The following is a 13,498-nucleotide window of genomic DNA, read 5'->3' as shown; positions in this document are numbered from 1 at the left end:
TACCCACTTTGTCGCTTCCAACGGAGTTTTACCCCAATCTACAGGACAATGTGATACAACTTCAATAAATGAATAACCTTTTCCTTCTACTTGATTTTGAAAAGCTTTTTTAATTGCTTTTCCTGCTTGTATTACATGAGGAGCATCGCAAACCGATACCCTTTCAATATATTTTGTTCCTTTTAAACCTGCAAGCAATTCACAAACATTTATCGGATAACCTTCTCTTTGAGGGTCTCTTCCGAAAGGTGTAGTTTCGGTTATTTGCCCCAACAATGTTGTAGGTGCCATTTGCCCGCCGGTCATACCGTAATTTGCATTATTTATAAATATTACGGTTATGTTTTCGCCTCTGTTTGCACAGTGAATTGTTTCCGCTGTTCCTATTGCAGCCAAATCACCGTCGCCCTGATATGTAAAAACTATTTTATCTGGATTTGTTCTTTTAATACCTGTTGCAACAGCCGGAGGTCTTCCGTGAGGAGCTTCAGTCGTATCAAAATTGAAATAATTGTATGCAAACACCGCACAACCTACAGGTGCTACCGCTATTGTTCTTTCTCTTATTCCTAAATCGTCTATCGCTTGTGCAACTAACCTGTGCACAATACCGTGCCCGCAACCGGGACAATACGACAAAGGGAAATCTTTTAATGCTTTTGGTCTTGATAATATTTTTTCCATTTTATTTTGCCAACTCTATAATTTTATTTAAAACCTGACTATCCGAAACTATTCCGCCGCCGGCTCTGCCCAAAAAATCCACCGGACATTTACCGTTAACGGCAAGTTTAACATCTTCAACCATTTGCCCTAACGAAAATTCTACAGAGAAGAATTTTACACCGGGTTTTGCATAACTTGCAATTATTTTGCTCGGGAAAGGCCATAAAGTAACAGGTCTTATCAATCCTGCTTTTATACCTTTTTCCCTTGCCTGCTTAATTGCATTTTTTGAAATTCTTGAAGAGATACCGTAAGCAACAATTATAACTTCGGCATCTTCAACCTGATATAATTCCGCTTTAACTTCATTTTCTTCTATTGTTTTATATTTTTTTTGTAAATCCAAATTATGTTGTTCCAAAACACCGTCTTGCATAAGCAAAGATTTTAACGACCTCGGTTCCCTTCCTTTGCAACCGTCAAGAATCCAGTCTCTGTCTTCAAATTTTGTTTTAGGTTCTTTATTAAAATCTACCGGTTCCATCATTTGCCCGACGATACCGTCGCATAACAACATTACCGGATTTCTGTATTTTTGAGCAACATCAAATGCATTGTATGCAATTTCATACATTTCCTGTGCATTTGCAGGTGCATAAACTATCAAATGATAGTCACCGTGCCCGCCGCCTTTAACGGCTTGAAAATAATCGGCTTGAGAACCTGCAATGTTACCAAGTCCCGGTCCGCCCCTTTGAACATTAACGATAACACCGGGAATTTCCATACCTGCCATATAGGAAATTGCTTCCTGTTTTAAAGATATTCCGGGAGATGATGACGATGTCATTGCTCTTTTACCGGTTGCACATGCTCCCAAAACCATATTTGCCGCTGCAAGTTCCGACTCCGCCTGGATGAAAACTTTTTTCATTTCAACCATTCTTCTTGACATATAAGCGGGAACTTCATTTTGCGGTGTAATAGGATAGCCGAAATAAGCATCCAAACCGGCTGCTATTGCACCTTCACATAATGCTACATTACCTTTCACTAATTTTTTTACCATTTTATTTTACCTGTAAACTTCTATGCAAGTATCGGGACACATCTGGTAGCAAAAACCGCAACCGATGCAATCCTTTTCGTTTTTTAATACCGCATAATGATAACCGATTTTATTTATTTCCGTAGAAAAATCTATACATTTTCTTGTGCAGGCATTTATGCAAAGCCCGCAACCTTTACATCTATCTTTGTTAACCGTTATTTTTGCCATACTGTTTTTCCTCTTGCTAAAAATACGAATTCCCGACGGAGATATATGACTGCTGCAATCTTAATCTTTGTATTTTATAACTTTTAGAAGAAAAAAGCAAACGATAAAAATTGAAAGCAAATTTTTTAGGTTATAGGGTTATGGGGTTATGGGGTTATGAGTTTAACGACAACAACGAACAGTAACGGCAACTACAATAGATTGCTTCGCTTCGCTCACAATGACAAAAAAAAGAACTCGCAATGACGTTAACTACAGCTTATGAGTTGAGAAGCTGAGTATGTGATTTTTATTTATGGTTGGCTTTTAATTTTAAAACTTTTCCCAAATATTTTATCAATGTAAAAGGTTTCAGTTTTGATTGCCCCGATGCCCTTTCCAAAAAATCTATCGGATATTCTTTTATTTGTGCATTGACCTGTTTTGTATAAAACAACATTTCCGTAACGATAAAAGGATCGGATGCGGTTAATTTATTTATAAATTTTTCAACAATTTCTCTCTTAAACATTCTGTAACCGGATGTAGGGTCGGCAATATTTATTCCCAAAATTGTTCTTAAATATTGTCTTGCACAACCGCTTACTGTTTGCCTTAATATTCCGCGTTGACTGTCACTTCCGCCCATAACATACCTTGAGCCGATAACCACATCACATGTATTTATTGTTTCCCTGAAATATTTTATATATTTGGGGTTGTGAGAACCGTCACCGTCCAATTCCACTATATACTTTGCACCGTGTTCCAATGCCCATTTAAAACCGTCAATTCCGGCATAGCCCCTGCCTCTGTTTGTTTTTCTTAAAAGCAAATGTATTCTGTTATCAAGTTTTGCCATTTCTTCGACGATTCTATATGTCCCGTCGGGTGACAAATCATCGGCAATTAAAACTTCAATATCTTTAAGCCCGCAGTTTAAAATATCGTCGATAACATTTTTAATATTTGTTGCTTCATTGTAAGTACATACTATTGCCAATGTATCCATTGTTTATTCCCTTATATAAAATTAATAATTTGATATTATACATTTTTTTGATAAATAATTGAATAACCAAAATTTGCAAAGCAAATTTTGGTTATATAATGCAATAAATCTATTTAGTATTATGCAGCTGCTAACATAGTTTAAAAAAACTCTTTCTTATTTTTTTATACTCCAACTACCTGCTTTTTTGCTTCCAATTCGTTCTATAATATTATTTTCTTGTAAACTTTTTATCTGCCACTCTATACCTTTTATTGTTAGCCCTAAATTTTCTGCCATTTCTCTTGTTGTAATTTTAGAATTTTTTCTTATAAGTTCTATTATTTTTTCCCTAGTTTTTTCTTCGATATAATCATTATTTGTATCTATTGTTATTTTTAATGTTGTCCTATCGGGATTAAACTGTTCTTCCAAAACAGGAATTAAATTGTTTTCTTTTTTTAATACAGTGTAAATACTATGCAAACCGCTGCCGGCTCTTTCACCTATGTTTAATAAAGAAAACATTTTAACAAGTGTTTCGTTTCTCGGGTCGGATATTCCGCCACTTATTGCTTCCGATTTACTTATTCTTAAGCCACCAGGATTAGATATTATAAATTCTTTATTGAATTTCTTTTCTATAACTATTCCTCTCCTTTCATAATAGTTTGAATGCAATAAAGCATTTGCAACTGCTTCCCTTAATATTTTATGTAATGGGGTATCATCTATTCTGTCAAAACCGTTATCGGCTAAAACAAACGGAACTTTTAAATCCGCAACCAATTTTGCACATGCTTTAAAATAAAAATCAAACAAATTTCCGCTCCATTCTCCGGAACTCAATACAAACCTATCCGTCCAACGAATGTCTGCATCATTTACTTCCCTATAATCAAGAAAATAATGCGGAAATTCCTTAACAATTTCATATTCATAACCGAACATTAAAAGCCCTGCCGTAGTAGGGTGAAATTTGTTATCCTCTGCTTTGCGGGTAGCACCTATTTTTTGTAAAAAATCTTCTTCGTTTAAAGAATTTCAAATATGATCGGGTTTTAAATTTAACATTCTTGTTCTGTATCTTTTAATTGTTTCTTTATCAAAAACGGACAAATCCATTTTTTTCCAAAACAGTTAAATCTAAAATTTCATCTGTTTGGTCACGGAGCATATTTTTGATTTCTGATTTTGTGCAATGATAGTCTCCTTCACCGTTTCTTCTATAAGTTTGTCATAATAAATCATTATTTATAAAAATAGGTTTGTTATGCCTGTCCGACCGTGGAACAGATATTTTAATAATATCTTTATTTTTGTAATTAATTATTTCTATATTTTTATCGGTTAAAATATTTATACTTACTTTCTGTTTATTGTTTATTTCGTTCCAAAATTGTGTTATTAATTTTTGCGGAGTTTCTATACCGATAATTGAAATTTGCTTATTTGATAATTCTTCTAATCCAAGCAAAATACAACCGCCATCCGTATTTGCAAATGCGGAATAAGTTTCCCAAATACTTTGTGGAAGCCCACCTTTTGCTTTTTTAAATTCAAGTTTATTATTTTCTTTTAATTTCAATAATTCTTTTAAGTTCATACGGTTATTATAACATATCACAATACAGAAAGAAAAGTTGAAATGGCAAAGTTTTTATTTTTAGCTATTTATGCTGCGGCTAACATACTTCTTATTGCAAGTGTTGCTGCAACTTCCGCTTTTTCTACGGTTGTATCTGCTCCGTATCTGTCGGTTAATATTGCTTTTATTCCTTTAACATCTTCGGCTGTTTCGGAATCAATTCCGGTTCTTAATATTTTATCTAAGTTCATATTCTGTTCTTCTTTTATTATTTTTACTAAATCTTTTAAATTAATAACGCCATTCGGATATTTCATCTCAACTTCTTCCTCATAGTCATTTTCTTTTTGTTTTATCTGCTCTAAATTCTTTCCTTTTATCATTTGTCCGATTATTGCCATCAATATTGCTTGGTTTTCATTTGAACCGATTTCTTTTATAAACTTCTCGCCATCCCCAAGTTCAAATTCTTTTACAACTTCTTCTGCAACACTATTTTCTACTACTCCTAATATAAATCCTATTGCTTCAATATATTTGCCCTTAGCAAGAAGTTCTTCGTTAATATAACTTTGAGCTTGCGGATTAAATAAACTTAAATTTTCTTTTATTATCTTTATTATCGACTCTTCACCTTGCCATTTCAATAATTCTTCAATATCTTTACTGTTCATCTGTAATAACTCTTTTAAATCAATTACATTACTTGTAATATCTTTACTATCATCTAATTGATAACCATTATTTTTTAATGCAGCAGCATGTCCTTTATTGTATTGTTTTTGCGGATTGTCTTTTATGCTAATCCTTATATTTTCTATTATTGTTTTTATACCGCCAACTTCTTCTGCAGTTTTTTCTATTACTTCTATATTTTTTCCATTAAATATATAACCTATAATATCCGCTTTATCTTCAAGTTCTTTAATATCGGTTATGTTGTCTATTTCCTTCTTACCTTTAACAATATCTTTATTTTTTGCTTCAACTATCGGTATTATTCCATACTTTTCAAAAATGTTTATATCTTTCAATTTTTCATAAGTATCATTACTGAATTTTACTGTTACCGCCAAATTTACCCCTTGTTTTGTCGCAAGTTTGTTATTTCTTATTTGCTTAAGCTTTTCTTCAGCTGTTTCTTTGTTATATTCTTGTGAAGACAAATCAACAAAAACGTCTCCTTGGTTTTCTTCAATATTTTTAAATGCAGTATCTATATCTGTTTCTTTTACAATAAAGCTATATCCCTTAGTGTCTAATTGCTTTACTTTTTCATATTGTTGTTTACTTACAACAAATGTTGTTATTCCCGTTTTGTCTTTTATTCCTTTACATATTCTTTCATTTATATCTTCATCATCTTCAAATGTATATTTTATCGTTTCGGCAGGCATTACATAAGAAGTTTGTTTATTATTTATACTGTTTTCTATATCGGTTTCTGTTAATACTTTTTTATCGGTATTCGGGAATGCAAATATTGTATTATCGTTGAATAAATTTGTCTTTACTCCTTCATTTCTGAATTTATCCATTAATTCTTCTATTACAGTATCAATGTTATCTATATTTTTTATATTCATTGTGTTGGAATAAAAAATATACTCATTGTTTTTATTAACCGCAAGTCTAACTTGAACAGTTTCAGCACCTTCTTCATTTTCATCAACAACTTTACCGTCTTTAACATATATTACACCAACTTTTGTATGAACTAAATTTCTTGCATTTTCTCCTATACTATAATACCTTACTTTATCCGATTTTTCTGCAATATTATTTTCGTTTTCTTTCTTTATAAATGCAATTTCTTTGTTTGCTATTTGTTTTATTATTGTTTTCTTTGCAACATATTCACTTATTTTATTTACAAGTTCCATCGGGTTAAGAACATTCTTTAAGGAATTTATTGAGACTTCTGAAATGTTTTGAGGTTGTTCGACTTTTTCATTATTTTTAATATCTTCTTCTTTTATCTTTTGCTCAATTTTTTCTTCAACCAAAAAAGCAGTTTGAATACTTTGAAAATTTCCTTTCTTACCTAAATGTATTCTCATATAAAAACCTTCTTCAAATTTATCATCATTTTTCAATTTATAATATTCTCCATCTTCAATATAATTAGCATCTTCTTTTACATTTGTTTGTAACAATATTTTGATCTTATCAATGTCCATACTTTTACTAAAAGCTATCTCAATATTTGAATATTTTGAAGGATCAGAAGAACCTTTTTCTTCGTCTTTTATTTCATTACCATTCATATACACAGAATGTCCATCATAAATATGAATAAAATCCTCTAAATATATCCTAACATTATTATTCCCATATAAATAAAAATCTCTATTTTTTTCATCATATTTGATTCCAATAGAACTATCTTTTTGTAACGAAATAAAATCATTTATCGCAATAAAAGGCATATATTGTTTAATTTCTTTTTCTTTCTCTTTACCTTTTCCTTGTATTTCTGTTCTTATTTTTCCATGCAATTTTTTCTTTTCTTCACCTTTAGAATTTAACAACTTTTCAAGAAATTTATTTTCTGCTTCACTTAAATTTTCTACAACAAAATATTTAAAAAACAATTCTTTTGAATCCGAATTTTTACCACTAAAAACTTTTTTAAAAATATTGAAAATTATTTCATTTTTCAAATTTTCATCTTTCAATTTTTCATCATTTTTTAAAACATTGAAAAATTCTTTATATTTCGAGTTTATCTTATCAACAAAAGTTTTTTGCATTAATCTTAAATTATTTTTTGTTTCTCGTTTCAAATTACCATTTCCGTTAAATTCTATATTAATATTCTTATATTCTGGTATTTCAATATAATCCAAATCATAAAACAACTCTAAATCTAAAAATATAGTATAAATTATTTGCTTTCTTTTTTCTTTATCATAACCTTGTAATACTGGTAAAACTTTTTCTTTTAAAGCATCGTTTTGAAACATTTTTTCCATTTTTTTTATTTTATTGTCTTTATCAGTTTGTAATTCTTGAAAGTTTCTATTCAAATTTTGACTCTTAAAATCATTAATTACATCATAAATTAAAACATTTTCATTATTATCCTCTTCTTTTTCGTATTGTAAAGTTTCTGTTTCAAGTTTATTTTGTGCTTGCTTGTCTTCAATGCTCAACAAAGGCACTTGTTCTTTTGAAACATATTTGTTCCATAATTTATTTAACCGACTATCTTTTTTGGAGGCATAATAATTCCATAATGAATGGGCTACCGTTGAAACTATATATGCTAACGGAAGTGCTAAAGGACATGCTGAGAAAAATAATGTTGCTAAAATGTAAGGTATTGATAAAACAACTGCTCCTGCTATTCTAACTCCCCATTTTTGTTTTGTTTTATTTGAATGCAACCAAACAAACAATATTTGCATAACCAAAAATGCTACAGGACCAATTACAGGTCCCGCTATAGTGCCTACTAAAATCGGGATACCTCTAAACAAATATTCTTCCCAAATCGGAGCTATTAAAACATCATAATTCGATAATACTTTATTTAACATGCTCCAAACAAAACCTTGTTTATCTTTTGTTTTGTTATACACTTTATTTATATACGGAGAAAGTATCGACAAAGGTAAAGGTTTTGAAAGTTTTAAGTTTTGATTTACAGAAATAGTTTTTTTAATATCAGTTTCTTTTTTAGTTGATTTAATACCGAGAAGTTGAGAATTTGAAAATTTTCGTTTCCATTTCAAATCATTTACTATATTTGAACCAATTAAAGCCACAACAATTTTTGCCAAGCTAACTCCGGTTAATAAAACACTTGCATCACCTGAAATTAAAAACATGGCTATTCCGGTACGCAATAAACCTACTGTTAACATTGTAGAATATACTATTGTTCTGTTCTCTACTTTATTTAAATCTTGCTCCATTTCTTTTTGCAGTTGTTTACCTTTTTCGCGTTGTTCTTCAATAATAGAAACTATCAAATTTACAGCACGTTCTTCCTCTTCATCTTCAAAAAGTTCTTCTTTTATTCCGTATTCCAGTTTATCTCTGTAAATCTGCAATTCCTCTTCATTTTCATAACTTAATACTTTTTCTTCTAATTCTTCTAAAAGCTTTAAACCTTCATCTTTATTTATTTGAACATCGGAATCCATTTTAGTTTTAATAAAGGATTTAATACCTTCTTGAGCATATATTTTTCCATCTTTAAAAAAGGAATCAATACTTTTAAAAAATTGAGTATATCGTACTCCATTTTTGTCATTTTCTTTATCTTTTATATTTTTCCTATTTTCTTCCATTTTTTCACAGACCAGTTCAACTATTGATTTATTTGAAGCTATTGTGCCTTCATTATTAAAAACATAATCTAACGCATAAAGAATATCTTCAGAATATTCTTTATCATAAAACAAAAAATCTTTTGTTTTTTCTTCTGTTTTTAATTTTTCCCATTCTTCTTTATCATAATCTGTTATTTCTCCAACTGTTTTTGTTCTATTTTCATCATTCTCTATATAAAACAACTTTTGTAAAAACTTTGCCGATTTATATTCTTTAATTCTTTTATTCATATCATCTGTTTGTTCATCAATGTTCTTCTGATGTTCAATAGCATTTCTATATGGCGGCATTGAATTTAAGAATATTTGTCCCAGTGTTCCTACATATTCGTCATTATTTAAATTGCCGGTGTATATTTTTTGTGCAGTATCGACAATTGCTGCAGATACGAAAAATCCACTTTGTGTTAACGATAAAAAGAATGGAATTATTATTTGTTTTATACTACCAAATAAACTATATTCCGTATAAATACTTGCTGCCTCATCATCCGTAACTTGATATTTATCACTATTATCTATATCAATTTCTTGCTCATTACCTTCAGTATCGGTAAGTTGAGAATTCAAATATTGTAATTTCCATCTTAAATTGTTCATTATATTTGAAACAAATAAAGCCACAGTAATAGTTATTAAATTGTTTTCCGTTAATAAAACACTTAAATTCCCTGAACTAAAAAACACAGATAATCCTGTGAGAATTAAACCTGCTGCCGCTCCAATGGTATATTTTATTGTATTGCCCTCTACTTTATTTAAACCTTTTTCTATTTCTTTTTGTTTTCTTCTATTTTGTTCTCTAATAATAACTTTAAGTAAATATTCGGCACTTTCTTTGAGTTTAGGATAATTTTCAAAAACTTCTTCGTCGTCTATTTCAGATTTCAGTCTTTCTCCATAAGCTTGTAATTGTTCATCTTTATAAGTACTTAATCCTTCTTTCTTTAAATCGTTTTTTAATTTCTTTACTTTTTTCCCTAATTTTTTTACTTCTTCAAACTTTTCTTCCGACTGTACTTTTTCTAATTCTTTTTTTGCCTTTTCCAAATCTTCTTCTGCTTCTCTTAAATCTTTTTCTATACTTTCAGTAATTTTTCTATTTTCTTCTATTTCTTGTAAAAGATTTACGTTTTCCACAGGATAACCATAGTCCTTAAAAATATCATTAATGTTTTCATATTTTTCCATAAACCGAGGGTATTTCTCTTTTATTATTTTTTCAATAACCAAATCACCTATTGTTCTTTCTTTATCATTTTCACTGATAACCTCAAAAATAACATTAGCAATAACTTCCAAATGATTAAAAGAATAACCATCACTCGTATAGCTTTCCCATTTTGTTTCTTTCATTTTTTTCAGCTTTTCTTTATCACTATCAGTTATATCTTTAACTTTTTTATTACACAACTCCGATAAAAATATTATCGATTCTAATTCTGAATATTCTTTAATTATGGCAATTATGTTATCCTTAACTTCCGTATCAATTTTTTGCTGTTTAATGGTATATTTATATTGTTGGTTGAAATTTTTCAAGAACCATTGACCTGCTTTTCCTACAAATTCGTCGTTATTTAAATTACCTGTATATACTTTTTGTGCAGTATCGGCAATTGTTACAGGTACAAATACCAAACTTTCTTCCAATGATCTAATAAGCGGTTTTATCATTTGTTTTATATTACTTAAAAAACTATATTCGGAATCCGCATTTGCTGTTTCAGATACCTTTATGTCGGCTTTTTGATTAATATATTCAGTATTTGTATCGGTGGTTTGAGAGCTCCGTTTCTGATTTAAGTTGCTCACTACATTTGAACCAAATAAAGCCAAAAGAAAGCTTGTAAAGTTTATTGCATTTTGTTCCGGTAATAAAACACTTGCATCTCCGGTGCTTAAAAATAAAGACACAACAGAAAGAATTAAACCTATTACCACACCTATAGTGTATTTTACCGTATCGCTCTCTACTTTATTTAAATCTTGCTCCATTTTTTCTTTTAATAGTTTGTTTAGTAAATAATTAGAAATATCTTGTAAATCGTAACTGTAACCTTCATATTCTTTAGGTTGCTTATAATCCTTTTCTTCTATTTCTTTTCTTAGTTCTTGTATACTATCATACGAATAATTCTGTAAAATTGATTTATATTTATCTTGTCCAGCAGTCGCTATATTTTGTAACTTATCTAAAGCTTTATCATTTTTATTGACTTTCATATATTTACTAATAATTTCTTCAATATTCAAATTAACATTTCTTTCCGTAATATCTTGTTTTTCACTAATATTTCTATATTGTTGATTTGAATTTAATAACCATTCACCTGCTTTTCCTACAAATTCGTCGTTATTTAAATTACCTGTATATACTTTTTGTACAGTATCGACAATCGTTACAAATATAAGTACCAAGCTTTCTCTTAGCGAGCTAATAAGCGGGTTCCTCATTTGTTTTATATTGTCAAAAAAATTAAATTCATCGTTTGTATTTGCTTCTACATCAGATTGAGAATTTTCATTTTCAAAATTTTTAGAAACTTTTATTTCTATATTCAATTTACTCAAACTTTCTATATCTTTAAGGAATTGTTCTCTCGCTTCAGGAGATATATATTTTATTCTTGAAAGCAAATAATATCTTATACCTTCTATAATTTGTGCAATTTCGTCTTCCGTTAATTCTTTCTCACCAAGTTCCCGTAATGATTTTTGTGCAATTTGTATAACTTCTTTTATATTTTGGACACTATAATTTCTCGGATCTCTTGTATCCGCACACATATTTATAATATCTTTTGTTCTATAGGTTGGACCTATATGTTCAAGATCTATAAATTTTCCGGTTTGTTTATCGTAATTACCGATATTTGCATCATTGTGCCCAATCATTACCAAACAATTTTCTTCATTTATTTTTCTATTATTTTCAACACTAATTTCTATAAGTTCAGCATATTTTTTAATTTCTTCCGAGGAATAAGATTCTAAAATATTTTCACCATCTTTGTCAGAATTTAAAAATAACACCATGCCTACTAATTCATTTTGTTTGTTTTCATCTTTTATTTCAGCTTTTTTTAATTTATCTATTATCTCATTTTTGTTTTTTAAGAATTTTAAGAAATTTTCACCATCTTTTTGCAATTCTTCTCTATGAGTATCAATATAACTTATATCGTCATAAGGATGCCAAATTCTTTTAAATTTTTCATTTGAAAAAGGACTATTTTTTTTGCTTTCATCAATAATATTAGAAAACTCATCGGATAAAGCCTGTTGAAATTTAAAAATTTCTTCAAGCAATGTATATCTGTAATCTTTTGTTGTTCCATCAAAATTTTCTTCAAAATAAGAATCATAATCATCACTAAAATCAGCATCAGCCATAAAATCATTAACTATGACATAATAGTTATCATTATGTTGAACAAAAAGTTCTCCGTTGTTAGTTTTATCCATACCAACAGCAAAACCTTTTTCCGCTGCTTTTTCCATCATTTTAAAAGTAATCGGATCTCTTTTATTATCTTCATATCCTATAGCTATAAATTTAAGAACTTTTTGTCCTTTGACTTTATTACCATCGGCATCTAATTCAGGTATAGGGTTTCCATCATCATCTAATTTAGGTATCGGCATTCCTTTTTCATCTATTTCGTATTCATATTTATAATAAGTTACTTTAACCGGCTGAATAAACTGGAAGCCACCTGCCAAAGAAGATATTCCAGTAATTTCTCCCAAGTAACTGAAACTTTCATTCCACCTGCGTGGAACTCCAATATAATTTATATAACATGTTAAATATATTCTTTTACCGTCTTTATCCGTATAATAAAAATCATTTATATCTTTACTGTTATCAAATTCTACTTTTGAACCGGCAGCATTTGCGTCTTCAAAAAATTTATTTACATCGTCCAAAGCAAATCCGGATTCATAACATCTTGTTATTATATCTGCAATCTCTTTTATTTGATTAATTTCGTTATCTTTTTTAAAAATGCTAAAGAATCTTAAGAAATTTTTACCTTGTTCTTTTTTTGTTATTATATCTATAACACCTTTCACAACAGCATCTATATCTACATCTTTATAAATAATTTTATTTGTTTTAAAAATATTAACAACTATATTTTTTAAAACTTGAATATCTACATCATCCGATTCTAACAATTTTGCAATTTGAACATTTTCTAATTGCTTTTTATAATCTACGACTAATTTCTGATCCGGATTTAATAATTCCTGATTAACAGCTTCCTCAATTAAATTTTTTGGATAAATAAACTCCAATTCTTTTTTTGTAAAGCCACTTTCTAATAATGCTTTTATTACAAGTTTTGGAGGATAATTTGAAAGTAATGCTGCTGCCAATGTTTGGAAATTTATTTCTTTTTGTTCTTTGGCTATTTCATAATATGTTTTTTCCGCTTCTTTTACCCCGCCTTGAACATTCGGCGTTATTACTATATAACTTACTCCTTCGTTCTGTAAAATATCGGTTACCGTTTGGCTGTGGAACCCTCCCGTTACTATTACATCCAACCTTGTTACTTTGTCCATATTCTCTATTATCTTATTTGTCTCTTTCGGCTCTTCTTTTACTTCCTCTATTTCATATGTCTCTATCCCGTCAAATATGT

7 protein-coding genes are annotated in these 13,498 nt (G+C 29.5%); all 7 read right to left on the bottom strand.

Features of this window, described 5'->3' with window-relative positions:
• Positions 1-684 (bottom strand): thiamine pyrophosphate-dependent enzyme (locus ACMUOV_RS06950; protein ID WP_413854377.1); only part of this gene is annotated, 684 nt, incomplete at its 3' end.
• A 1-nt stretch (position 685) separates the two neighbouring features.
• Positions 686-1,735 carry a 3-methyl-2-oxobutanoate dehydrogenase subunit VorB gene (locus ACMUOV_RS06945; protein ID WP_413854376.1) on the bottom strand — a complete coding sequence of 350 codons (1,050 nt, stop codon included), beginning with the start codon at positions 1,733-1,735 and terminating at the stop codon, positions 686-688.
• A 6-nt stretch (positions 1,736-1,741) separates the two neighbouring features.
• Positions 1,742-1,945, bottom strand: coding sequence for a ferredoxin family protein (locus tag ACMUOV_RS06940; protein WP_413854375.1), 204 nt, complete (start codon positions 1,943-1,945; stop codon positions 1,742-1,744).
• Between the two features lie 289 nt (positions 1,946-2,234).
• A complete protein-coding gene (locus ACMUOV_RS06935) occupies positions 2,235-2,936 on the bottom strand; it encodes a glycosyltransferase (RefSeq protein WP_413854374.1) in 702 nt (233 codons plus the stop codon).
• Positions 2,937-3,092: 156 nt separating this feature from the next.
• Entirely contained in the window at positions 3,093-3,866 is a 774-nt protein-coding gene (locus ACMUOV_RS06930) for a winged helix-turn-helix transcriptional regulator (protein WP_413854373.1), read from the bottom strand.
• Between the two features lie 286 nt (positions 3,867-4,152).
• Positions 4,153-4,521: a helix-turn-helix domain-containing protein gene (locus tag ACMUOV_RS06925; protein ID WP_413854372.1), complete on the bottom strand. Its 369-nt coding sequence runs from the start codon at positions 4,519-4,521 to the stop codon at positions 4,153-4,155.
• Positions 4,522-4,589: 68 nt separating this feature from the next.
• Positions 4,590-13,418, bottom strand: a complete 8,829-nt coding sequence (locus ACMUOV_RS06920) for a hypothetical protein (RefSeq protein WP_413854371.1) — start codon at positions 13,416-13,418, stop codon at positions 4,590-4,592.
• Between the last annotated feature and the right edge of the window lie 80 nt (positions 13,419-13,498).

It is taken from the genome of Candidatus Ruminimicrobium bovinum (assembly GCF_902760015.1).
GTDB lineage: Bacteria > Elusimicrobiota > Endomicrobiia > Endomicrobiales > Endomicrobiaceae > Ruminimicrobium > Ruminimicrobium bovinum.
The sequence above is the reverse complement of the archived record's forward strand: the minus strand, read 5'-3'. Positions and strand labels throughout refer to the sequence as shown.